General features: G+C 68.8%; 24 protein-coding genes. 10 read left to right on the top strand and 14 right to left on the bottom strand.

All coding sequences use genetic code 11. The features are described 5' to 3' along the window. Genes rbfA through ACMVO5_RS12395 form a run of 6 tightly spaced genes read right to left on the bottom strand, consistent with a single transcriptional unit; the run spans position 1 to position 6,847 of the window. Complete coding sequence (gene rbfA / locus ACMVO5_RS12420; protein WP_416907805.1) at positions 1-432, bottom strand: 30S ribosome-binding factor RbfA; 432 nt, start codon at positions 430-432, stop codon at positions 1-3. Further along, complete coding sequence (locus ACMVO5_RS12415) at positions 432-1,313, bottom strand: alpha/beta hydrolase family protein (protein ID WP_416907804.1); 882 nt, start codon at positions 1,311-1,313, stop codon at positions 432-434. Before ACMVO5_RS12415 ends, rbfA begins: the two co-directional genes overlap by 1 nt. Positions 1,314-1,336: 23 nt before the next feature. Continuing rightward, a complete protein-coding gene (infB, locus tag ACMVO5_RS12410) occupies positions 1,337-4,033 on the bottom strand; it encodes a translation initiation factor IF-2 (RefSeq protein WP_416907803.1) in 2,697 nt (898 codons plus the stop codon). After that, positions 4,030-4,743, bottom strand: coding sequence for a DUF448 domain-containing protein (locus ACMVO5_RS12405; RefSeq protein ID WP_416907802.1), 714 nt, complete (start codon positions 4,741-4,743; stop codon positions 4,030-4,032). Before ACMVO5_RS12405 ends, infB begins: the two co-directional genes overlap by 4 nt. Continuing rightward, positions 4,730-6,274 (bottom strand): transcription termination factor NusA, encoded by a 1,545-nt coding sequence (nusA, locus tag ACMVO5_RS12400; RefSeq protein ID WP_416907801.1) that lies wholly within the window; start codon positions 6,272-6,274, stop codon positions 4,730-4,732. Before nusA ends, ACMVO5_RS12405 begins: the two co-directional genes overlap by 14 nt. An 18-nt stretch (positions 6,275-6,292) precedes the next feature. Continuing rightward, positions 6,293-6,847 carry a ribosome maturation factor gene (locus tag ACMVO5_RS12395; protein WP_416907800.1) on the bottom strand — a complete coding sequence of 185 codons (555 nt, stop codon included), beginning with the start codon at positions 6,845-6,847 and terminating at the stop codon, positions 6,293-6,295. A gap of 157 nt (positions 6,848-7,004) precedes the next feature. Here ACMVO5_RS12395 and ACMVO5_RS12390 point away from each other — a divergent pair, with 157 nt between their 5' ends. Continuing rightward, positions 7,005-7,526 carry a hypothetical protein gene (locus ACMVO5_RS12390; protein WP_416907799.1) on the top strand — a complete coding sequence of 174 codons (522 nt, stop codon included), beginning with the start codon at positions 7,005-7,007 and terminating at the stop codon, positions 7,524-7,526. Here ACMVO5_RS12390 and ACMVO5_RS12385 read toward each other — a convergent pair. Both ACMVO5_RS12385 and ACMVO5_RS12380 read right to left on the bottom strand, forming a co-directional pair. Further along, positions 7,523-8,431, bottom strand: a complete 909-nt coding sequence (locus tag ACMVO5_RS12385) for a tyrosine recombinase (protein WP_416907798.1) — start codon at positions 8,429-8,431, stop codon at positions 7,523-7,525. The genes ACMVO5_RS12390 and ACMVO5_RS12385 overlap by 4 nt on opposite strands. A gap of 2 nt (positions 8,432-8,433) precedes the next feature. Then, a complete protein-coding gene (locus ACMVO5_RS12380; protein ID WP_416907797.1) occupies positions 8,434-10,239 on the bottom strand; it encodes a hypothetical protein in 1,806 nt (601 codons plus the stop codon). A 28-nt stretch (positions 10,240-10,267) separates the two neighbouring features. Between ACMVO5_RS12380 and ACMVO5_RS12375 the strand changes: the two genes are divergently transcribed. Further along, complete coding sequence (locus ACMVO5_RS12375) at positions 10,268-10,870, top strand: shikimate kinase (protein WP_416907796.1); 603 nt, start codon at positions 10,268-10,270, stop codon at positions 10,868-10,870. After that, on the top strand, positions 10,860-11,975 hold the full coding sequence (gene aroB, locus ACMVO5_RS12370) for a 3-dehydroquinate synthase (RefSeq protein WP_416907795.1): 1,116 nt from the start codon (positions 10,860-10,862) through the stop codon (positions 11,973-11,975). Before ACMVO5_RS12375 ends, aroB begins: the two co-directional genes overlap by 11 nt. Here the strand turns inward: aroB and ACMVO5_RS12365 are convergent, their stop codons facing one another. Continuing rightward, positions 11,976-12,953, bottom strand: a complete 978-nt coding sequence (locus ACMVO5_RS12365) for an alpha/beta hydrolase family protein (protein WP_416907794.1) — start codon at positions 12,951-12,953, stop codon at positions 11,976-11,978. It lies immediately after the preceding gene. A 3-nt stretch (positions 12,954-12,956) separates the two neighbouring features. Further along, positions 12,957-14,573, bottom strand: coding sequence for an alkaline phosphatase D family protein (locus ACMVO5_RS12360; RefSeq protein WP_416907793.1), 1,617 nt, complete (start codon positions 14,571-14,573; stop codon positions 12,957-12,959). Between the two features lie 81 nt (positions 14,574-14,654). On the opposite strand from ACMVO5_RS12360, the gene ACMVO5_RS12355 reads away from it, so the two are divergent. Together ACMVO5_RS12355 and ACMVO5_RS12350 are read left to right on the top strand one after the other, a co-directional pair. Beyond that, positions 14,655-14,822 carry a DUF2256 domain-containing protein gene (locus ACMVO5_RS12355; protein WP_416909378.1) on the top strand — a complete coding sequence of 56 codons (168 nt, stop codon included), beginning with the start codon at positions 14,655-14,657 and terminating at the stop codon, positions 14,820-14,822. Positions 14,823-14,824: 2 nt separating this feature from the next. After that, a complete protein-coding gene (locus tag ACMVO5_RS12350; RefSeq protein ID WP_416907792.1) occupies positions 14,825-15,616 on the top strand; it encodes a class II aldolase/adducin family protein in 792 nt (263 codons plus the stop codon). Positions 15,617-15,620: 4 nt separating this feature from the next. On the opposite strand, the gene ACMVO5_RS12345 is transcribed toward ACMVO5_RS12350, so the two are convergent. Continuing rightward, complete coding sequence (locus ACMVO5_RS12345; protein ID WP_416907791.1) at positions 15,621-16,433, bottom strand: TrmH family RNA methyltransferase; 813 nt, start codon at positions 16,431-16,433, stop codon at positions 15,621-15,623. Beyond that, the gene (locus ACMVO5_RS12340; protein WP_416907790.1) at positions 16,430-17,050 is read right to left on the bottom strand and encodes a DNA-3-methyladenine glycosylase family protein; all 621 of its coding nucleotides are present in this window, start codon (positions 17,048-17,050) and stop codon (positions 16,430-16,432) included. The genes ACMVO5_RS12345 and ACMVO5_RS12340 overlap by 4 nt, the downstream gene beginning before the upstream one ends. 69 nt (positions 17,051-17,119) lie before the next feature. On the opposite strand from ACMVO5_RS12340, the gene ACMVO5_RS12335 reads away from it, so the two are divergent. The 3 genes from ACMVO5_RS12335 (at position 17,120) to ACMVO5_RS12325 (ending at position 19,724) form a co-directional block, all read left to right on the top strand. Continuing rightward, positions 17,120-18,343, top strand: a complete 1,224-nt coding sequence (locus ACMVO5_RS12335) for a sensor histidine kinase (RefSeq protein WP_416907789.1) — start codon at positions 17,120-17,122, stop codon at positions 18,341-18,343. A 3-nt stretch (positions 18,344-18,346) separates the two neighbouring features. After that, on the top strand, positions 18,347-19,144 hold the full coding sequence (locus tag ACMVO5_RS12330; protein WP_416907788.1) for a LytR/AlgR family response regulator transcription factor: 798 nt from the start codon (positions 18,347-18,349) through the stop codon (positions 19,142-19,144). Positions 19,145-19,247: 103 nt separating this feature from the next. Then, the gene (locus ACMVO5_RS12325; RefSeq protein WP_416907787.1) at positions 19,248-19,724 is read left to right on the top strand and encodes an RcnB family protein; all 477 of its coding nucleotides are present in this window, start codon (positions 19,248-19,250) and stop codon (positions 19,722-19,724) included. A gap of 3 nt (positions 19,725-19,727) precedes the next feature. Here the strand turns inward: ACMVO5_RS12325 and ACMVO5_RS12320 are convergent, their stop codons facing one another. Together ACMVO5_RS12320 and ubiG are read right to left on the bottom strand one after the other, a co-directional pair. After that, on the bottom strand, positions 19,728-20,081 hold the full coding sequence (locus ACMVO5_RS12320) for a methyltransferase domain-containing protein (protein WP_416907786.1): 354 nt from the start codon (positions 20,079-20,081) through the stop codon (positions 19,728-19,730). Then, complete coding sequence (ubiG, locus tag ACMVO5_RS12315; RefSeq protein ID WP_416907785.1) at positions 20,050-20,466, bottom strand: bifunctional 2-polyprenyl-6-hydroxyphenol methylase/3-demethylubiquinol 3-O-methyltransferase UbiG; 417 nt, start codon at positions 20,464-20,466, stop codon at positions 20,050-20,052. Before ubiG ends, ACMVO5_RS12320 begins: the two co-directional genes overlap by 32 nt. A 348-nt stretch (positions 20,467-20,814) precedes the next feature. On the opposite strand from ubiG, the gene ACMVO5_RS12310 reads away from it, so the two are divergent. Then, a complete protein-coding gene (locus tag ACMVO5_RS12310) occupies positions 20,815-22,077 on the top strand; it encodes an aspartate kinase (RefSeq protein WP_416909377.1) in 1,263 nt (420 codons plus the stop codon). Then, the gene (locus tag ACMVO5_RS12305) at positions 22,074-23,099 is read left to right on the top strand and encodes an NAD(P)H-dependent flavin oxidoreductase (RefSeq protein WP_416907784.1); all 1,026 of its coding nucleotides are present in this window, start codon (positions 22,074-22,076) and stop codon (positions 23,097-23,099) included. The genes ACMVO5_RS12310 and ACMVO5_RS12305 overlap by 4 nt, the downstream gene beginning before the upstream one ends.

The following is a 23,099-nucleotide window of genomic DNA, read 5'->3' as shown; positions in this document are numbered from 1 at the left end:
TCACTCGATCTCGTCTTCCGGGTCCAGCCCCTTGGCCGGCGGCGGCGTCAGGTCGCGCGCGATATCGGGCCGCTTCAGCACCGCATCGATCCGCGCGCTGGCATCATAGCTCTCGTCGACCCGGAAGCGCAGGTCCGGCGTATATTTGGTCGCCAGCCGCCGCGCGACCTCGCCGCGCAAAAAGCGCGCATTGGCCGCCAGCGCCTTCACCAGCGCCTGATCATCATCGCTGTGAAACGCCTTCACAAACACCGTCGCATGGCGAAGATCGGGCGACAGCCGCACCTCCGACACCGTCACCAGCCCCGGCGGCACGCTGTCATCGCGCAAGTCGCCGCGCGCCAGCACCTCGGCCAGCGCATGGCGCACCTGCTCGCCCACCCGCAGCAGCCGCACCGAACGACCTTGCCCATCAGCCCCGGCGCGCGCCATCAGCGCCCCTCGAACTGGCGCAGCCAATCAAGGCTGGTCGCAATCAGCCGGATGCGCGCGTCGCTGAAACTATGGTCGGTCGGCCATTCCTGCACCTCGAAACGCGCCGGCGAAGCCGCCTGCATCGCCGCCGTCAGCGCCTTGTTCTCGGCCGCCAGCCCGCGCGTCGCCACCAGGCTCAACACCGGCCGCGTCGCCAGCTGGCCCGCATAGGCAGTCAGGTCAAACCGGTCCTTGCTGGCGAGATATTCCGCCGCCAGCGCCGCCCCGCTGGTGCCCGACAGCGGCGCCATGTTGCGCGCCAGAAATGCCGCCACCGCGGCCTCGTCAACGCCCGCCGGCAGCGTCTTGGCGCCCAGCCCCGGGTTCCACGCATCGAGCAGCAGCACACCGGCAACGCCGGGCCGCGCCGCCGCCGCCAGCGTGGCGGCAAACCCCCCCATTGAATGACCAGCAACCACGACGCGCGCCGGGTCGATCCGCAGCCGTTCGCGCTGCGCCGGCGCCACCAGCCAGTCATGCGCCGCCTCGGCATCTTCCACCACATGGGCAAAGCTGAAATTGCCCTCGCTCCCCCATGAGCCGCGATAATGAAGGGTCAACACCACCCAGCCCTGCCGCCGCGCCGCCTGCGCCAGGTCGAGATTCTGCTCATTGCCGGGATAGCCGTGCAACAGCAGGAGCGCGGGATGCGGGCCCGCACCCGCCGGCACATAGACCACCGCATTCATCGCCGACCCATGGCTGTCGATCCGCGCCTCGACCATCTTGGCCGGATGCGCCGCGTCAGCCGGCGGATCAGCCCAGACCGCCTCGGGAAGCCCGGCCACAGGCTGGGCCAGCAGCGGCAAGGGCGCGAGTGTCGCCAGCAAAAAGGCCATCACCCGCACCAGACCGCCTCCCCTCAAAGCACGCGTTCGCGGCTCTCGACCTCATAGGTCTCGATGACGTCGCCAGCCTTCACATCCGAACTGTCCGCCAGCGTGATGCCGCATTCCAGACCGGCCTTGACCTCGGCGACATCGTCCTTGAACCGCCGGAGCGAGGCAATCGAACCCGTGTAGATGATGACATCATCGCGCATGACACGCGCCCGGAGCGCCTTCTTGATATAGCCCTCGGTCACGCGCAGACCCGCTGCCTTGCCGGTCTTGCCCGCCTGGAACACCTCCAGCACATCGGCGCGGCCCACCACCGTCTCGTGCATCTCGGGGCCAAGCTGCCCGGCCATGGCGGCCTTCACATCATCGATGAGATCGTAGATCACATCATAATATTTGAGCGCCACGCCCTCGCGCTGGGCCGCCTCGCGCGCCTTGGCATTGGCGCGCACATTGAAGCCGATGATCGGCGCGCCGCTCGCTCTCGCCAGCGTCACATCGCTCTCGGTGATGCCGCCGACATTGGCCAGCAGCACCCTCGCCTTGATGAGATCGGTGCTGATCTTGTTGACCGCCCCGGCAATCGCCTCAGCCGAGCCTTGCGTGTCCGCCTTGATGACCAGCGGATATTCCGCCACCTTGGCCGCGCGCAACACCGAGAACATCGTCTCGAGATTGGTCGGCTCCTGCGCCGTGCGCTTCTCCAGCGCGAGCCCCGCACGATACTCGGCCACCTTGCGGGCGCGGGCCTCATTCTCCACCACAGTCACCGCATCGCCCGCCTGCGGCACGCCCGTCAGGCCCAGCACCTCAACCGGCGTCGAAGGCAGCGCCTCCTTGACCTGCTTGCCCTCGTCATTGGTCAGCGCACGCACCCGCCCCCAGGTCTGGCCCATCACGAAGATGTCGCCCTGGCGCAGCGTGCCGCGCTTCACCAGCACGGTCGCCAGCGGTCCCTTGCCCTTGTCCAGCCGGGCCTCCACCACCGTGCCTTCGGCGGCGCGGTCGGGGTTGGCCTTCAGCTCCAGCACTTCGGCCTGCAGCAGCAGCTTGTCGATCAGCTCATCAAGCCCGGTCTTGGCCGTGGCCGACACCTCGACATCCTGCACATCGCCGCCCATCTCTTCCACCTGCACATCATATTGCAGCAGGTCGGTGCGGATCTTGGCGGCATTGGCGCCGGTCTTGTCCATCTTGTTGATCGCCACCAGCATCGGCACGCCGGCCGCCTTGGTGTGCTGAATCGCCTCGATGGTCTGCGGCATGATCCCGTCATCCCAAGCCACCACCAGCACCACGATATCGGTCACCGACGCGCCGCGCGCGCGCATCGCGGTAAAGGCCTCATGGCCCGGCGTATCGAGGAAGGTGATCTTCTCGCCGGTCTTGCGGGTGATCTGATAGGCGCCAATGTGCTGGGTGATGCCGCCGGCCTCGCCCTTGGTCACGCTGGTGCCGCGCAGCGCGTCGAGCAGGCTGGTCTTGCCATGGTCGACATGGCCCATGATCGTCACCACCGGCGCCCGCGGCGACAGATTCTCGTCGACATCGTCCTCGCCCACCATGCCCTTCTCGACGTCAGACGCCGAGATGCGCACGATATTGTGGCCGAACTCGTTGAGCACCAGCTCAGCCGTGTCCTGGTCGATCTCTTCATGTGCCGCCGTCGGCACGCCCATGCGGGCGAGCAGGCGCACGACATTGTTGGTGCGCTCGGCCATCCGGTTGGCCAGCTCCTGCACGGTAATCGAGTCCGACACCGTCACATCGCGCACCTGCTTGGGCTGGCTGCCCAGCCGGCCGCGCTCCTTCTCGCGCGCCCGCCGCAGCGCCGCAAGGCTGCGCACGCGCACCGAATCGTCCGATTCGAGCGCCCGCACAACGGTCAGCTTGCCCGACTTGCGCCGGTCATCGCCAATCCGCAGCTTGCTCGGCTTGGGCGCCTCCGACTTGCGGCCGGGAATGGCGCGCACGCGCATGTCATCGTCTTCATCAAGATCGGGCACCGCCCCATCGACACCGGGAATGGCCGGCACCGGGTCCGGCTCGGTGAGGATGCGCAGCTGCTCCTCCTCCTCGCGCGCCCGCTTCTCTTCCAGCCGGATGCGCTCGGCCTCGGCTTCGGCGGCGCGCTGCTGCTCCTCGCGGATGCGCGCTTCCTCGCCCAGCCGCAGCCGCTCCTCTTCGGCCTGGCGCATCAGCAGCGCGGCGCGCTCCTTGGGCGTCAGGTTGCTCGGGGCCGGCTTGGGTGCCGGCTTCGGCGGCGCGGCCTTGGCCACAGGCGCGGGCTTTTCGGCCACGGGCGCAGGCGGCGCGGCCGGCTCGGGCGCGGGCGGCGCCTTGGCCGCCGGCGTCGGCAACGGCGGCCGCTCCACAGGGCTGAACTTCACCGGCGGCGGCACCGGCCGCGCCGGTGCGGCCGGCGCGGCTGCAGGCGCAGGTGCTGCGCTGGGAGGGGCTGGCGTCGCAGCAGGCGCAGGCGCTGCGGCAGGGGCCGGTGCAGGCGCAGGCGCCTTGGCCTCCGGGGCCGGCGTCGGCTCGGGCGCAGCCGCAGGGGCCGGGTCGCCGGGGCGGTGCAACACGCGCTGGCGCTTCACCTCGACAACCACCTGCTTGGTGCGGCCATGGCTGAACTGCTGCTTGACCTTGCCCACCTCCACGGCCTTGTTCAGGCCGAGGGGGGCACGCATGCCAAGCTTGGGTTTGTTTTCGTCACTCATATAAGTCGCGTCTCATGCCTTTCATCGACGCCGCCGGCAACCGCCGTCGGCGCTTCGTCTTCCATCCCAGTCATTCCGGGCCCATCGGCTGATCGGGCGTCCAGCCCCTGATAGGCGACCCAGCGCGCCAAGGCTGCCCGCACGCGCGCAGCTGCTCCCGCATCGACAATGGCTGCACTTACTACATTTCCACGCCCCAAGGCCACCGACAATGTGCCCCGGTCAAAGGGCAGCACCCGGCTCTGCGAGTCCGGACAGGCCGCGCGGCGCTTCATCTCCAGCTTGCCCGAGCCATCCTCGCCCGCGTCGGCTGCATGCAACAACAACACCACCCGGCCCTTGCCCAGCGCATCCGAAATCCGCTCATGCCCCCAGACCAGCAGCCCGGCGCGCGTGCACAGCCCCAGCTGGTCCAGAATCCGCTTCTCCAGCCCGCGCGCAATGTCATCGGCCAGCGTCTCCGAAACCCTGACCGGGCTCTGCTTCAACGCACGCACCAGCGCGCCCTGCAGCTGGCCGCGCGCCATCGCCGTCTCGATCAAGGCCCGGTCGGCGCTCACCCAGGCGCCGCGGCCCGGCAGCTTTTCGCCCAGATCAGCCGCAACCTCGCCCGCCGGGCCCAGCGCCAGGCGAATGAGCTCAGCTCTGGGCCCGCTGGCGCGGGTCAGGATGCAGCGGCGTTCCGCCTCGAGGGGCTCATTGCTCGCCATCCGCCGCAGCGTCCCCTTCCTCGTCGGCAAACCAATGGGCACGCGCCGCCATGATGATGCGGTTGCCGTCATCCTCGCCCAGCGGAAAATCCTTGAGCAAGCCGTTTCGGCCCACCAGCTCGTCGGTGGCCAGATCGCCCAGATCATCGAGCGTGCGGATCTCCTTCCTGCCGAGCACGACCAGCATCGCCTCGGTCAGCCCGGCAATCTCGGCCAGCGCATCCTCGACGCCGAGCCCGCGACGCTCCTCGCGCGCCGCCGCCTCGCGCCGCTCCAGCGCCTCGACCGCGCGGCTCTGCAGCTCGGCCGCAAGATCCTCCAGCCCCTCGATGCTGGCCACCTCGTCCACCTCGACATAGGCGACCTCCTCCAGTTCGGAGAAACCCTCGGCCACCAGCAGCTGCGCCAGCGTCTCGTCGACATCGAGCTCGGCCTCGAACATCTGCGACTTTTCCATGAATTCCTTCTGCCGCCGCTCGCTCTCGTCCGCCTCGGTCATGATGTCGATCTGCCGGCCGGTCAGCTGGCTCGCCAGCCGCACATTCTGCCCGCGCCGGCCAATGGCCAGGCTCAGCTGGTCATCGGGCACCACCACGTCGATGCGGTTGTCCTGCTCGTCAAGCACCACCTTGGCCACTTCGGCCGGCTGCAGCGCATTGACAACAAAGGTGGCAACATCGGGCGACCAGGGAATGATGTCGATCTTCTCGCCCTGCAGCTCCTGCACCACCGCCTGCACGCGGCTGCCCTTCATGCCCACGCACGCACCCACCGGATCGATCGAGCCATCGCGGCTGATCACGCCGATCTTGGCGCGGCTGCCGGGGTCGCGCGCCACCGCCTTGATCTCGATGATGCCGTCATAGATTTCCGGCACTTCCTGCGCGAACAGCTTCTTCATGAACTCGCCCGCCGCGCGGCTGAGAAAGATCTGCGGACCCCGCTGCTCGCGGCGCACGCTCAAGATCAGGCTGCGCACCCGGTCGCCCGGCTTCAGCACCTCGCGCGGGATCTGCTGGTCACGGCGGATCACGCCCTCGGCCTTGCCCAGATCCACCACGACATGGCCGAATTCGGCCCGCTTCACCACGCCGGTGATGATCTCGCCGGCACGGTCCTTATATTCCTCATATTGCCGCTCGCGCTCGGCATCGCGCACCTTCTGCACGATCACCTGCTTGGCGGCCTGCGCAGCGATGCGGCCAAATTCCACCGGCGGCAGCGGGTCGACGATGAAATCGCCCACGCTCGCTGCCGGGTCCTTCTTCTGCGCATCCTTCAGGCTGGTCTGCTTGAAGAAATCATCGGGCTCCTCAACCACTTCCAGCACCCGCCACAGCTGGGTGTCGCCGGTCTTCGGGTCGATCTTGGCGCGAATGTCGTTCTCCGCCCCGTAGCGGGCACGCGCAGCGCGCTGGATGGCGTCCTCCATCGCCTCGATGACAATGGCGCGGTCGATCGACTTCTCGCGCGCCACCGCATCGGCGATGGCGAGAAGTTCGGCGCGGTTGGCAGTAACGGCAGTGGCCATGATCAGGTCCTTAAGGGCTTAGTTGTCGTTATCGGGTTCAAACTCGGTGTCGTCGATCACCGTGTCCGCATCTCCCGCATCAAGCGGGCGGGTCGCGGCGATCAGCTTGTTCGTCAAGACCAGCTTGGCGCTGGCAATCTGCGCCAGCGGCACGCTCACCCGGGCGCCGGCGACGCTGAGCGCCGCCGCATCCGCCTCCAGCCCGATGATCTCGCCCTTCAGCGCGACCCGGCCCGCCTGCGGCCCACCGTCCAAGGGCGCGGCCAGCTTCAGCCGCGCCTCATGGCCAGCCCAGCGCGTCCAGTCGCCCGGCCGCGTCAGCGGCCGGTCGATGCCGGGCGAAGACACTTCAAGCGCATATTCCCCCTCGATCGGGTCCGCGGCATCCAGCGGCTCGTCGAGCGCGCGGCTGATCTCGCTGCACTGGGCCAGCGTCAGCTGCCCCGTCGCCGGGTCCTCGGCCATGATCTGCAGCGTCTGCGCGCCAGCACGGCCATTCATCTGCACGCGCACCAGCTCATAACCGAGATCGGCGATGATCGGGGCGACAAGCGCTTCAAGGGTGGCGTTCAAACTCAAGACCGTGCAAGACCATGGCTTCGGGCAAAGGCCGGTGGCGGCGGCGGGGAACCCCTGCCGACCCCAACTGGTTACCCATGTGGAAGTGCGCCTGCTATACTGCGAGCGCGCGCGCCGGGCAAGTGCTGGTTGCAGCGCAGGAGAACACACAATGAAGACAATGTTGATGGCCATGGCGTCGGCCCTGCTCGCAGGCGCCGCGCTGGCCCAGCCCGCCGACCCTGCCGACAAGGGCAGCGAAAACATCAACGACGGCGACCGTGCCCTCGACACGGTCGAGAATATCGCCACCCGCCCCTTGAAGGACATGAACATCGTCCAGAAAAAGCTCGACCCCGAGCTTGAGGCGATGATGGCCGAACCCTATTCGCTCAAAGGCATCCGCTACTGCCGCCACTATATCGCCGAGGTCCGCAAGATCGACGGCATGATCGGCCCCGATGTCGATTCGCCCGAAGCGCTGGCCGCGAGGGACAAGAAGCAGACTCCGGCCGAATTCGCCTTTGGCGCCACCGAAGCGCTGGTCGGCAGCGTCATCCCCTTCGCCGGCGTCGTCCGCTTCATCTCAGGCGCCGACAAGCGCGACAAATATGTGGCCGCCGCCCTTTATGCCGGCTCGCTGCGCCGGTCCTATCTCAAGGGCCGCGCCCGCGGGCTTGGCTGCGAGATCTAGCCCTGCGCCAGCGGGTGGCGCGCGTTCACCAGCTCGATCAGCGCGCGCCCCGCAACATGGGTATAGATTTGCGTGGTGGCGATATCGGCATGGCCGAGCAGCGTCTGCACGGCGCGCAAATCAGCCCCGCCCTCGAGCAAATGGGTGGCAAAGGCATGGCGCAGCACATGCGGGCTGATCCGGCTCGGCGGAATGCCGGCCTCGCCCGCCAGCCACTTGATCAGCTGCCACAGCCGCAACCGGCTCAAATGCCCCTCACGCGAAGGAAACAGCCAGCGCGCGCGCTCGGGCACATGCGCCAGATGCGCCGCCACCGCCGCCTCCGCCGCCCGGCCGATCGGCACCAGCCGCTCGCGCCCGCCCTTGCCCGCCAACACCAGATGCCCGCGCCCCGGCCGCACCGCCTGGCGCGGCAGGCTGACCAGCTCGGTCGCCCGCAACCCCGAGCCATAAAGCAGCTCGACCAGCGCCTGCAGCCGGATCAGCCGCACATCCTCGGGTGCGGCCGCGCGCTTGGCCTCAAGCGTCTGAAACAGCGCCTCCACAGCACCGGCGTCCAGCGACTTCGGCAGCGCGCGCGGCTGCTGCGGCCGGGCGATATCGCGCGCCGGGTCATCGGCCCGCAGCCCCTCGCGCTGCAAAAAGCCGAAGAACTGCCGGAGCGCCGAGGTCTTGCGCGCCGCACTCGCCCGCGCCAGCGGCGCCCAGCCCGCCACCAGCGCCGCCAGCGCCGCCGCATCCGCCCGCGCCAGCGCCCCGCCACAAGCGGCCGAGGCCTGCGCAAGGTCGCGGCCATAGGCGGCAATGGTATTCTTCGCCGCTCCGCGCTCGCTCGCCATCATGTCCAGAAACAGCGCCGTCGCCCGGCCGTCGCTGATCTCGCCCAAAGGCTGCCCAGCGGCCATCGCTAGCCGCGGGTCACCGCTTCAGCCGCAATGGCGCGCGCCAGCCCCGGCTTGCCGATCCGCACCAGCGCCGCCGTGATCGCGCGCAGATGATGCGGCGGCACCGCCCGCCACGCCCCCTGCAATCCCGTCGCCACCAGCACCATCACCTCGCCGCGCCGCCCCGCCGCCGCCGCCTCGGCCAGCGCCCGGCTCCAGCGCGTCTCCGTCTCGGCCACCAGACCGTCCGGATAGTCCTCCGCCTCCGCCATCCCCAGCCCCGTCAGCGCCGCCAGCAGCCGCCCGGCGCTGGCGTCATCAGCGCCGGTCTGCTCGCGCCAGTCGGCCAGCGCCTCGGGCGTCGCGGTCAAGGCGCCGCTGGTCGCCAGCAGCGCCCAGGCGCGCGCCCGCACCGGCCCGCTGGCCGTGCTTGCCACCGGCCACCAGCGCCGCGCCGCGCGCACATTGCCAGCGCTCAACAGGCTGGCGATCACATCAGCCGCGTCCTCGGCCAGCGCGTCCGCCGGCTCCAGCCGCGCCGCCGCGCGCGCCGTCAGAATATAGCCGGCATAGCGGGCCGAGGCCTGCGACAGGCCGGGAATGCTCCTCCCCCAGATCGCCCGCATCGCCTCCAGCCGGCTCGCCGCACTCCCGGCCGCAAAGGCCGCGCGCAGCCGGGCGGCCGCGCTGTCCGGCCCATCATCGGCCGCCAGCGCCGACACGCCGGCCACATATTCCGCCGCCGAGACCGTGCCGATCACCGCCGCGGGACCAAGCGAAGCCAGCCGGCGCTCGGCCGCGATGCCGGGCTGGCGCACGATCCAGCCATGCCGCGCCGGGCCAAGCGCGCCGAGCGCGGCCTCCGGAATCTGGACCCCGGCAGCGGTTGCCACGCCAAAGCGAAACAGCGTCAGCGGCGGCGCCTCGCCCCAGGCGATGTTGGTGGCGCTGCCGCCGGTCCCGGCCACCACCGCCACGCCTTCGGCCAGCCGCAGGTCAAAAGGCGACACGCTGCTCGCCCGGTTGCGCAGCGAATCGAACACCGCGGCGGCTGAAATATCATCGCCTTCCAGCGCCGCGCACATGCCCAGCACCAGCTCCCACAGCGGATCGGCGCTGATCTGTCGCCCGGTGCGCGCCACCGGGCAAAGCGCCCCGAGGTCAGCCGCCGCCATCGCCGCATTCGCCGCCACGCGCGTTGCCGCCGGCGTATTGGCCTCCAGCGGCAGCGCGTCGATCAGCGCCCGCGCCCCGTCAATCTCACCCAGCCGCACCAGCAGCCCGGCCCGCGCCGCCACCCAGTCCCCTGGGCTCAGCCCCGCAGGCGCGCTGGCGCGGGTCAGCAGCGCATTGCGCAGGCCGATCGTCGCCCAGCGTGAGGCCAGCGGTGCCTCGATGCGCCGCATCAGCGCCGCCACAAACCGCCCATCACTGGCCGCATAGGCCGTCTCGCGCCAGCCCCGCAGCCCGGACGGATAAAGACCGATGCGGCGCGCGCTGCGCGGCAAGGCCGCCAGCGGATCGCGCACCGGCGCGACCACAGGCGCATCAACCAGACCGTCCCCAGCACCCTCCCCGGGCGGCCCGTCCACACCCGGCAGCGGCAGCCCCTCCACACCCGGCCCCTCCACGCCCGGCAGGCTCGGCGGCGTCACGCCCGGCAGCGGCGCCACATCCGGCTCGGGCTCCGGCTCCGGCGCGTTTCGAAAGGCATCGGGCAGCAGCGAGGGCGCCGGCTGCGCCGCCAGCGGGCCAGCCCAGACCAGCGCTGCGGCGGCAAGCAGGCGCAGCCGCTGTTGCGCTTTCAGATGTGCTGGTCTTTCACCCATGGCCGCAGCGTGTATAGCGGGGGGCATCATGGAGTGCGAACCCAAAAAGAGCAGAAAATCGGCCCCCGCCCGGCGCGGCCGCACGCGCCTCGAAGCCGCCGCCCGCCGGCCGATCACGCTCGTCGGCCTGATGGGCGCGGGCAAGACCAGCGTCGGCAAGCGCCTCGCCGCAAAGCTCGGCCTGCCCTTCGTCGATGCCGATGCCGAGATCGAGCTGGCCAGCGGCATGACCATCTCCGAAATCTTCGAACGCTTCGGCGAAGCCCATTTCCGCGACGGAGAGCGCCGCGTCATCGCCCGCCTCGTCGACGGCGAGACCAAGGTCGTCGCCACCGGCGGCGGCGCCTTCATGCAGGATGACACCCGCGCCCTCATCCTCGCGCGCAGCGTCGCCGTCTGGCTCGATGCCGATATCGACACGCTCGTCGCCCGCGTCGGCAAGCGCGACAGCCGCCCCCTGCTCGCCGGCCGCGACCCCGGCGAGGTGCTGCGCGCGCTCGCGGCCGAGCGTCGCCCCGTCTATGCGCAGGCCCATGTGCGCGTCATGAGCGGTGCCGGACCGCACGGCGAAGTCGTCGAAGCGATCATCGACGCACTCGCACAGTGGAACGGAGACGCTGATGATCGTTGATGTCGAACTCGGCGCGCGGCGCTACCCCATCCATATCGAGGCCGGGCTCCTCGGCCGCGCCGGCGCGCTGCTGGCGCCGCTGGTCCGTCCCCGCCCCGATGGCAACCGACTTGTCGTGGTCAGCGACACGCACGTCGCACCGCTTCATCTCCCCGCCCTCACCGCCGCGCTGGCTGAAAGTGGCGTCGAGGCGGTGCCGGTCATCCTGCCCGCCGGCGAGGCCAGCAAGAGCTGGGCCGGCCTCGAACAGCTGTGCGAAGCCCTGCTCGCCCACGGCGTCGAGCGGCGCGATGTCGTGGTGGCGCTGGGCGGCGGCGTCATCGGCGATCTCACCGGTTTCGCCACCTCCGTCCTGCGTCGTGGCTGCGGCTTCGTCCAGATCCCGACCACGCTGCTCGCCCAGGTCGACAGCTCGGTCGGCGGCAAGACCGCGATCAACGCCGCGGCCGGCAAAAATCTCATCGGCAGCTTCCACCAGCCCGCCATGGTGCTCATCGACCCCACCGTGCTGGCCACCCTGCCCCCGCGCGAGCTCGCCGCCGGCTATGCCGAAGTCGTCAAATATGGCCTCCTCGGCGATGCCAATTTCTTCAGCTGGTGCGAGGCCCATGCCGCCCGCCTGCTCGCCGGTGATGCCATGGTCCAGGCCGAAGCCATCGCCGCCTCCTGCCGCGCCAAGGCCGCCATTGTCGCTGCCGACGAGCGCGAAACCGGCGATGTCCGCGCGCTGCTCAATCTCGGCCACACTTTCGGTCACGCCTTCGAAGCCGAGGCCGGCTTCTCCGACCGGCTGCTCCACGGTGAAGGCGTCGCCCTTGGCATGGCGCTGGCCTTTGATTTCTCCGCCCGCACCGGCCTGTGCAGCCCCGATGACGCCGCCCGGGTGCGCGCCCATCTCGCCGCCCATGGCTATCCGCTCAGCCCGCGCGCACTCGGCCTCGACGCCCCCCCCGAGCGGCTGCTCGCCCATATGATGCAGGATAAAAAGGTCGAGGCCGGCCGGCTGACCCTCATCCTCGTGCGCGGCATCGGTCAGGCCTTTGTCGCCCATGATGTCGACAAGGCCGAGGTGCAGGCCTTCCTCGCCCACGCCCTCGCCGCCTGATCAGCGCGCCTCAAACACATCGCCCACCGCCAGCGCCGGGTCGGCCAGCGCCGGCCCGTCGAGCAGCGTCTCGGTCCAGAATCCGGTCAGGATCGGCAGCAGCCGCGCCGCCAGCGCCGGCGAGGTCGCCGTCTCGCTGGTGCCGGCCAGCTGCATGTGGTTGGCGCCAGCGGCAACATAGAGGTATTTCCGCCCCGCGGGCAGATGCGGCCACAGCCCGGTCCGCTCCTCAAGCTGGGCGCGCGCTGCCTCAGGCGTGGCATCCGGCGAAATCCCGTCCAGACTGCCCGTCACCAGCATGAACGGCCGGGTCATGGCTGCTGCCGAGGCCGCCCGCGCGTCGGGCGGCGCCAGCGGGCTGCCGGCAATCGCCATCGCCGCCTTGAACGGCTGGCGCGCCGGCAGCGCTGGCCCGCCCAGCCGCTGCCCCGCCAGAACCTGCGCCACCCAGGCCCCCATGCTGTGCCCGCCCACGCCCAGCCGGCTCTGGTCGATCCGCAGCGTCTCACACGCCCCCAGCCCATAAGGCAGCTGCGAAAGCGCAAAGCCAATGTCGGCAATGCGCGCCGCCAGCTGCACGCTGCCCGCAGCCTCGCGCACGCGCGCCAGCCGCGCCGCCCGCGCCGCCTCCGGCGTCGGCGCCGCCTTGGCCCGCGCATCCGCCTCCGCATAGACGCGCGCATCCGAGCCGGGGTGCGAAAATTGCAGCGTCGCCAGCCCGGCCTCGGCCCAGGCCTCGGCATAAAGCCGCCCCTGTGCCAGCGTGCCGCCAAGGCCCGGGCTCCAGACAATCAGCGGCACCAGCGGCGCGCCATTGTCGGGCAGCGTGAGGCGCACCGGAATGTCACGCCCCCGCGCCGGGTCACGCACCACGCTCTCGCAAACGGCCGCCCAAGCCGGAGCGGCCGTGCAGATCAGCAGCAATAACAGCGCGCGCAGCATCGCCCCAAGGCTGAAGCGCGCCGCCGCACAGGTCAAGCCTCAGCCAAGGCTCAGCCTGTGCGTGCCGCGCCGCGTCGTCGCCACCTGCGTGCCCGTCGTCTGGGTGCTCACCTCGCGGATGGTGCGCATGAACGTCCATTCAGCGCGCGCCTCCTCCGGCGTCAGCGTCACCGTCATATAGCCGCGCTGGCTGGTGTCGCACCACTTCAGCTCGGGGCTGGCCGCAACCACGGCATCGCGCACCCCGCCCGGATTGGCAGCAAAGGCCTGCTCATAGCCCGGCGAGGTGATCGACTGGACGTCAAACTCCACCGCCGCCGGCTTGCCGTCATGCGCCAGATCAAAGGCCCAGGCATTGTGGCTGTCGCCCGCGAGCACGATCAGCTCTGCACCCGCCGCCTGTGCGGCGCCCAGCAGCCGGGCGCGCGCCGCGGGATAGCCCGCCCACATGTCCATCGCCGCCGAAATCCCGGCCGCACTCGCCGCCATCCCGGCCTGCACATAGCCCTGCAGCCGCTTGTCGGCGCCGGCCGGCACGAAATCCATCGCATTCTTCGGCGTATAGACATTGCCCATGATCACCTGCTGCGCCAGCAGCTGCCACTTGTGGCCATCCTTCACCGAGGCCTTCATCGTCTCGAACAGCCAGGCCTCCTGCTCAGCGCCCAGCAACTGGCGCGCCGGATCAGCCAGCGGCCCATCGCGGAACCGCGCCACCGCGGTTGCGCCCTCGCGCAGCACCGGTCCAAGCTCAAGCTGCTGGTCGCGCCCGGCAATGCGCGTATCAACCGTGATCAGGCTCAAAAGGTCGCCAATGTCATAGCGCTGCCACATGCGGTCGGCCTGCGGCAGCCATTCCTTGTGCGCCCGGGTCGCGGCCGCCTTGCGCACCTCATAATCGCCCTCGCCCGCCTGATGGTTCTCTGCGCCCGCCTTCCAGCTGTCGTTGCAGATTTCATGATCGTCCCAGATCGCGATCATCGGGAAGTTGCGGTGCAGCTCCTGCAGGGCCGGGTCGACCCGGTAGCTGGCATAGCGCTGCCGGTAATCATCAAGCGCCACAATCTCGTGCGCCGGCTCGATCACCCGCCCCGCCAGCGCCTGCGCCGCCGAAGGATAGGCGCCCTGCTGATACTCATAGATATAGTCGCCCAGATGCACGATCAGATCGATGTCATTGCGCGCCGCCAGATGCGCATAGCCATTGAAATGGCCAAAGGGCTTGTTCGAGCAGCTCACCACCGCAATGTTGAACCGGCTGAGCGGCCCGCGCGGCAGCGTGCGCGTGCGCCCCGTCACCGACTGGCTGCCGTCGGGCGCGGTGAACCGATAGAACAGCCAACCGCCCACTGGCAGCCCCTTGATATGCGCCTGCGCCGTGCCCCAGCTCGAAGGCCCGGCCACGGTCTCGGCCCGCGCAATCACATCCATCATCCCGGGATCGCGCGCCACCTCGACCTTCAACACCGCGTCGCGGCCATCGGCGCTGGCATAGCGCGTCCACAGCCGGATCGAATCAGGCCCGGGGTCGCCCGAGGCCACGCCGTGGGTGAAGCCCGCCGCCGGCCAAAGCCCGGCCAGCGCCGGCCGCACCGGCAACAGCAGGCCAGCCGCAGACGCAGCAATAAAGGCGCGGCGATCAAGAGCGAGACGCATGGGGTGTTCTCCGGTTAAATGAATGAAACGTTCGTTAGAACGACTTTGTGACAGTTTTTGGAGAAGACACCCGTGGCGAAGATGCGCATCAAGGCCGATCTGCCGCAAAAGACCTGCGCCGCCTGCGGCCGCCCGTTCAGCTGGCGAAAGAAATGGGCGCGCGACTGGGCCAATGTGCGCTATTGTTCCGATGCCTGCCGAACCGGCAGCCTCGCGCGCGCCAAGGCACAGCAGCAAAGGGGAGAATGATCATGGCAACCCAGCTCAAGACAACCGACCCAAAAGACCAGACAGGCGTCAAGGATCAGGTGTCCGCCGAGGAATGGGCGCTGCGCGTCGATCTCGCCGCCGCCTACCGGCTCGTCGCCATGCATGGCTGGGATGATCTCATCTTCACCCATCTCTCGGTGCGCGTGCCCGGCCCCGAGCATCATTTCCTCATCAACCCCTATAATCTCATGTTCGAGGAGATCACCGCCTCCAGCCTCGTCAAGATCGACGTCCATGGCCATCCAGTGATGGAGACGCCCTATCTCACCAACCCCGCCGGCTTCACCATCCATTCCGCCATCCATATGGCGCGCGAAGATGCCCATGCCGTCATCCATCTCCACACGCCGCACGGCCAGGCCGTCGCCGCGATGAGCGACGGGCTGATGCCCATCACCCAGACCGCCATGCTGATCCGCGACGAGATCGCCTATCACCACTATGAAGGCGTCGCCACCGACCTCGATGAGCGTGAGCGCCTCGTCGCTGATCTCGGCACCAAGTCCGCCATGATCCTGCGCAACCATGGCACGCTCACCGTTGGCGAAACGGTCGCCGAGGCGTTCATCAAGATGTATTTCCTCGAACGCGCCTGCGAGGCCCAGTGCCTTGCGCTGTCAGGCGGCGCCGCGCTCCTCAACCACCCGCCGCAGGGCACGCCTGAAAAGGCCGCAAATCAGGGCCGCGACGGCCTCAAGCTCATCGGCAACATGCTCGCCTGGCCCGCGCTGCTGCGCAAGCTCGACCGCGCCGACCCCTCCTTCCGCGACTGACCTCTCAGCGCCCGGCCAGCGGCGCCAGCTGGTCGAGCGCATGGTAAAGCAAAACGCCCGCACACACCGCCACATTCAGGCTGTCGGCGCTGCCCTGCATCGGCAGCCTGACCAGCGCATCGCACCGCGCCGCATAGTCCGCCGGCAGCCCGGCCTGCTCATTGCCCAGAAGCAGAAAGCTCGGCGGCTTGAACCGATGCGCCCGGTAGTCGACCGTCCGCCCCTCAAGTGCGGCCCCCACGATCTCGCCGCGCGGGCCAGCCCAGTCAAAGAACTGCGCCCCGCTCGCCTGCGCAATCCGCCGGCTGAACACCGCCCCCATCGAAGCGCGCACCGCCTCCACGCTGAACGGATCGGCCGAGCTATCAAGCAAAATCAGCCCGCCCGCCCCGGTCGCGTCGCAGGTCCTGAGCATGGTGCCGATATTGCCGGGGTCGCGAATCGTCTCGCCCGCCAGCCACAGCGGTGCCGCCGCCACATCCAGCGCCGACAGGCTGGTATCGGGAATAGCATAGGCCGCCGCACAGCCGCCGGCATTGTCCTTGCCCGTAATCCGGCTCATCAGGAGCGGCGTCACCCGCATCACCTGCGCCCGCGCCGCAAGGCTCGCCTCGATCAGCCGCGCGCCCAACGGATGCGCCTCCGCCTGCGCCGTCACCGCCAGCAACACCGGCACCCGGCCCGCTGCCAGCGCCTCGGTGCAGACCCTGAGACCTTCGGCCAGAAACAGCCCCTCCAGCCGCCGCGCCTTCTTGTCAGCCAATGATTTCAGCCGCTTGACGCTAGGGTTGGCGGCGCTGGTCACATCGAGAATCATAGCGTGCTGCTGTTGTAGCTGTGCCAGCACAGCATCGCCAGCGTGCCGCGGTGCGGGGCAAAGGGTGCCGCCAGCCGCCGCGTCTCGCGCTCGCCCGGCCGCTCAGCCGCGCCCAAAAGCCGGGCCAGCTCGATCTGCACGGCGAGATCGCCGCCGGGAAAGACATCACCGCGCCCCTCGGCAAACAGCAGATAGATCTCCGCCGTCCAGCGCCCCACGCCCTTGACCGCCGTGAGTGCGGCTATCGCATCCTCGTCATCCGCCGGCAGCGCCCCGAAATCGAGCGCGCCCGACAGCACCGCACCCGCCAGCGCATGGGCATAGCTGGCCTTCTGCCCCGAAAGCCCGGCCCCGCGCAGCGCGTCCACCGGCAGGGCGGCAAGTGCGGCCACATCGCCCGCATCGCCGCCCACCAGCGCCTCCAGCCGCGCCCAGATACTCGCCGCCGCCTTCACGCTCACCTGCTGGCCGATGATCGCGCGCAGCAGCGTCTCTGGCCCGCGCGAGCGGATGCGCGGTGGCGGGGCCCCAAGCCGCGCAATCGCCGCCCCAAGCCGCGCATCCGCCGCCGCAAGCGCTGCGGTGGCAGCTTCAATCTGTTGCACGGACAGGCCCATGGCCCAGCGATAAGCCGGCTTGCTCGCGAAGGATAGGCTTTGCCTGCCAAGCTGGGCTATGGAGAGCCGATGGAGGACGCGCTTCGCCCCAAGCTTCGACCTGAGCGGCCGGCCGTCGGCGGCTTCTTCACCGACAAGACGCGCGCCTTCTGGATCCTGCAGGGCGGCGGCTGGCTCGCCTATCTGCTGCTGCGCGGCCTCTCCGGCATCGCCAACCGCATGGAGCCGGGCTTTCTTCTGCCCGCGCTTCTCGCCACGCTCACCGGCTTTTCCCTCTCGCTCATCATGGGCTCGGCCTATCGCCGCATCATTACCATGCGCCCGCTGATGGTGCTGCTCTTGTCTTCGCTCGTGCTGAGCGCGGCCGCAGCCCTCTTTTCGGTCATCGAGGTCTGGGCGCACGCCGCCTTCTACGGTGATGGCTGGCAGCCGCGCGGCGTCGAATATCTGGGCGCCGTGCTGCTCGATTTCTCGGTGCTCGGCGCCTGGACCGGCTTTTATTATGGCATCAACTTCTATCTGCTGCTGGCCGAACAATCGGCACGCATGGTCAATGTCGCCCGTCAGGCCAATGTCGCCCAGCTCGAAATGCTGCGCTACCAGCTCAACCCGCATTTCCTCTTCAACACGCTCAATTCCATCTCCACGCTGGTGCTGCTGCGCCAGACCGAGCGCGCCAACGCCATGCTCTCGCGGCTCGCCTCCTTCCTCCGCTACAGCCTCGTCGGCGAGCGTGAGGGCCTCGCCACCGTCGCGCAGGAGGCCGAAGCGCTCAAACTCTATCTCGACATCGAGCGCACCCGCTTCGAAGACCGGCTGCGCACCCGCTTCGACATCGAACCACAGGTGATGGAAGCCCGGCTGCCCAGCCTGCTCCTCCAGCCGATCGTCGAAAACGCCATCAAATATGCCGTCACCCCGTCCGAAGACGGGGCCGACATCCTCGTCGATGCACGGCGCATGGGCGACCGGCTGGTCATCACCATCGCCGATACCGGCCCCGGCCTCGGCGGCACGACGGGCGGCACCCTGCCCGAGCCGTCCGAAAGCCCGCCCGAAGGCACCAATGTCGGGCTGGCCAACATCCGCGAGCGCCTCGCCCAGGCCTACGGCCCCGATCACCGCCTCGAACTCGCCGACAATGAACCGCACGGCTTGATCGTGCTCATCGACATTCCGTATCAGACGGAAGCAAATGACGCAGGTCTGGGCAGCCCGCGTCTTGCCATGGGGGCATCACCGCTCCCCGCAGCGCCGGTCACCGGCGCCGTGGGAGCCAGTCAGGATGAATGACCGATGCCGATAACCACGATCATCGTCGACGACGAACCGCTCGCCATCCAGGGCCTCGAACTCAGGCTTCAGGCCTTTGATGATATCGAGATCGTCGAGCGCTGCGCCAATGGCCGCGAAGCCATCCGCGCCATCAAGACATTGAAGCCCGATCTCGTCTTCCTCGATATCCAGATGCCCGGCTTTGACGGCTTTTCGGTCGTCTCGGGCATCGCCGATGTCGCGCCGCCGCTGTTCGTCTTTGTCACCGCCTATCAGCAACACGCGATCCGCGCCTTTGAAGCCCAGGCCGTCGACTATCTGCTCAAGCCGGTCGAGGAAGACCGGCTCGCCGCCACCATCGAGCGCGTCCGCCAGCGCCTCAGCGAAAAACGCAGCGCCGAGGAAAAGAACCGCCTGCAGGGCCTGCTCGCCGAACTCGCGCCCGGCGCCGTCACCGAAACCATGACCGCCAGCGAAGCCCCCGCCGCCGACCGCTTTGAAAAAGTCCTCAACATCAAGGACCGCGGCCAGATCTTCCGCGTCGATGTCGACGATATCGAGCGAATCGATGCCGCCGGCGATTACATGTGCATCTACACCGCCGAACAGACGCTGATCCTGCGCGAAACCATGAAAGACCTCGAAAAGCGGCTCGACCCGCGCAAGTTCCAGCGCATCCACCGCTCCACCATCGTCAATCTCGACAATATCAAGAGCGTCAAGCCGCACACCAACGGCGAATGCTTCCTCGTGCTGGCCTCCAATGCTCAGGTCAAGGTCTCCCGCTCCTACCGCGATGTCGTCGCCCGCTTTCTCTGAACACGAGCTTTCCCCGCGTTTCAGAACGGGTTCAGCCACTCAGGCGCATTCTGCCTCTCAATCCAAACGGAGGTTGACAATGCGCACCCTGCTCCTTGGCCTGATGGCAACCGCAATCCTCGCCGGCCCCGCCCTCGCCGATGACAAGCGCGGCAAAGGTTACGACCGCCGCGACGACCACCGCGAATGGCACGACGATCGCCGCGACGATCGGCGATATGACCGCCGTGACGACCGCCGCGACCACCGATACGACTATCGCCGCGACAACCGTGCCGACTGGTACGGTGACCGCCGCTATTGGCGCCACGTAGGGCGCGATGACTGGCGCTGGGCCGGCCCGCGCTACCATGGCCCCGCCTATGTCATCCCCCGCGGCCAGCGCTACCGCCCCTTGCCCATCGGCGTCCGCGTGCCGCCGCCCTTCCTGGGTCGCCCCTATTGGGTCGCCAATCCGCGCTACTACCGGCTCCCGCCCGCCTGGCGCGGCACCCGCTGGGTCCGCTACGGGCCAGACGCGCTGCTCATCTCGCTCGGCAACGGCATCGTCGTGCAGGCCGTGCGCGGCGTCTGGTTCTAGCGTTCAGCCCTTCGCCGCCACCATGAAGTAATTCACGCTCAGGTCCGCGCCCATCACAAAACCCCGGTCGGGCCGCCAGCTCAGGCCATGGCTGCTCTCCACCCGCAGCCCGGCATGAACCAGCGCCTCGGCCAGCTCGGCCGGCGTCAGAAAGCGGTTCCAGTCATGCGCCCCGCGCGGAATTGAGCGCGTGATCATCTCGGCCCCGGCAATCACCACCGCCCAGCTCGCCGGCGTGCGGTTCGGCGTGCTCAATACCGCCATCCCGCCCGGCGCCAGCAACGCCGACAGCGCCGCCAGAAAGGCATCGCGGTTGGCCACATGCTCAATCACCTCCAGACAGGTAATCAAGTTCAAACGTCCGCCCCTCCGCCGCCAGTTCCTCCAGCGCCATGCAGCGATAGTCGATCGCCAGCCCCTGCGCCGCCGCATGCGCCCGCGCCACCTCGATATTCTCCGGCGCCGCATCAATCGCCGTCACCTCAGCACCCATCCGCGCCAGCGGCTCGGCCTGCAAGCCCGCGCCGCAACCAATGTCCAGCGCCGACAACCCCGCAAGCGGCCGCCGCGCCCGCCGGTCCAGCCCGAAATGCCGCGCCGCCTCATCGCGAATGAACGCCGAACGCACCGGCGTGATCCGGTGCAACATCGCCGACGACCCACGCGGATTCCACCAGTCATCGGCCAAGGCACCGAAAAACCCGGCTTCACGCGCGTCAATGCTGCTCGCAGGATTGCTCATCCCCCCGCCTTAGCCCAACCCCGCCCCCAGTTGAAGCACCGGCGGCCTTTTGCCTCCGGCGATAGAGACAGAGCCTCCGGCGGCTGGGGGCGACGCCCCCAGACCCCGATCATTTTTAATGCGCTGCACCTTCAGAGATGAGCGCCCGCGCGAAGCGCAATAAACAGCCTGCGGCGCAGGACAAATTCTCCACGTGCATCCCAATCCCATGAATGGGGTCTGGGGCCTGAGGCCCCAGCCGCCGGAGGCACTTCTCATCCACAACCCAGCGCGTTGCTTGCCAATTGCCGAGCGCGTTTCTAAGTGGCTGCATTGCTGGTGTTCGAGCGGGAATGTGGAACGGCCCTGATGGCGCGGATCGTGATGAAATTTGGTGGCACGTCGATGGCGGGCAGCGAGCGGATTTGCAATGTCGCCGCGCGCGTCAAGCGGGCGGTCGAGGCGGGTGACGAGGTCGCGGTGGTCGTCTCGGCGATGGCGGGCGAGACGGACCGTCTGGTCGGCTATTGCCATGAGGCCGCGCCGCGCGCGGTCGGCGCTGATTTCCGCGCCGAATATGATGTCGTCGTGGCGGCGGGCGAGCAGGTGACGGCGGGGCTGCTGGCGATGACCTTGCAGGCGATGGGTGTGCGCGCCCGCTCCTGGCTCGGCTGGCAGCTTCCCATCCGCACGTCGGGCGCGCACAGCCTGGCGCGCATCGAGGGCATTGAGACCGAGGCCGTGCTGGCGGCGATGGCGGGCGGCGAGGTCGCCGTGGTGCCGGGCTTTCAGGGGCTCACGGCAGGCGGCCGCGTCACCACGCTGGGCCGGGGCGGATCTGATACGTCAGCGGTGGCAATGGCGGCGGCGCTTTCGGCCGAGCGATGTGATATCTACACCGATGTGGACGGGGTTTACACCACCGACCCCCGGATTGTGCCGCGCGCGCGCAAGCTTTCGCGTATCACCTATGAGGAGATGCTCGAGCTGGCGAGTGTCGGCGCGAAAGTATTGCAGACCCGCTCGGTCGAGCTGGCAATGAAGGAGAAGGTCCGCCTCCAGGTGCTGTCGAGCTTCAGCGATGCGCCCGGCACCATGGTGGTGGATGAAGATGAGGATGGCGAGATGGAACGCGAGCTGATTGCCGGTGTGGCCTATGACAAGTCCGAAGCCAAGGTCACGCTGGTCGGCGTGCCCGACCGGCCGGGCGTCGTCGGTGCCGTCTTCGGCCCGCTCGCCGATTCCGGTGTCAATGTGGACATGATCGTCCAGAACATCGCCAAGGGCGAAGGCCATACCGACGTCACCTTCACCGTGCCGCGCGCCCAGCTGCCGCTCAGCCTCGATGTCCTTGAAAAGGCCAAGGCCGAGATCGGCTTCACCGCCCTGCTCTCCGATGCCGCCGTCGCCAAGGTCAGTGTCGTCGGTGTCGGCATGCGCAGCCATGCCGGGGTCGCCGCCACCATGTTCCGTGCGCTGGCCGCACGCGGCATCAACATCCAGGCCATCACCACGTCTGAAATCAAGGTCAGCGTCCTCATCGCCGAGGAATATGTCGAGCTGGCGGTGCGCGTCCTTCACACCGCCTATGGCCTTGATGCCCCCATCACCGAAGACGAGGTGAGCGCATGACCCGGCTCGACCAGCTCACCACGCGCGGCCGCAGCTTCCTCGGCACACGCCACGCCATCATGGCCGGCGCCATGACCTGGGTGTCCGATGCCGGTCTTGTCTCGGCCATCTCCAATGCCGGCGGCTTCGGCGTAATCGCCTGCGGCTCCATGACCCCGGCCATGCTGGAGGCCGAGATCGCCAAGACCCAGTCGCTCACCGACAAGCCCTTCGGCGTCAATCTCATCACGCTGCACCCGCAGATGATGGAGCTGATCGCCGTTTGCGCGCAGCGCAACGTCAGCCATGTCGTGCTCGCCGGAGGCCTGCCCTCGGGGGCGGCCATCGAGGCGATCAAGGCCGGCGGCATGAAGCTGATGTGCTTCGCCCCCACCGCCGCGCTGGCCAAGAAGCTGGTCCGCTCGGGCGTCGATGCCATCATCATCGAAGGTTCGGAGGCTGGCGGCCATGTCGGCCCGGTGTCGCTCTCGGTGCTGGCGCAGGAGATCCTGCCGGTCATCGACGAGGTGCCGGTGTTCGTCGCCGGCGGCATCGGCCGCGGCACGGCCATCGCGCTCTGGGCGCGCATGGGCGCCTCGGGCGTCCAGCTCGGCACCCGCTTCGCCGCCGCGCTCGAAAGCAGCGCCCACCCCAATTTCAAGCGCGCCTTCTTCCGCGCCTCGGCGCGCGATGCGGTGGCCAGCGTCCAGCTCGATCCCCGCCTGCCCGTCATCCCGGTGCGCGCCCTCAAGAACGCCGGCACCGAGGCCTTTGTCGAAAAGCAGCGCGAGGTCGCCGCAAGGCTTGACCGCGGCGAGGTCGATCTCGGCGAAGCCCAGCTCGAGATCGAACATTATTGGGCCGGTGCGCTGCGCCGCGCCGTGGTCGACGGCGATGTCGAAAACGGCTCGCTGATGGCCGGCCAGTCGGTCGGCATGGTCAAGTCCGAACAGAGCGTCGCCGAGATCATCGCCGAGCTCACCCGCGAGGCCAATGAAGCGCTGGCGACGCGCGCCCCGCCTGTCGCCGTGGCGGCGGCCTGA

Origin of the sequence: Polymorphobacter sp. (genome assembly GCF_048007885.1) — a bacterium.
Lineage (GTDB): Bacteria > Pseudomonadota > Alphaproteobacteria > Sphingomonadales > Sphingomonadaceae > Sandarakinorhabdus.
The sequence above is the reverse complement of the archived record's forward strand: the minus strand, read 5'-3'. Positions and strand labels throughout refer to the sequence as shown.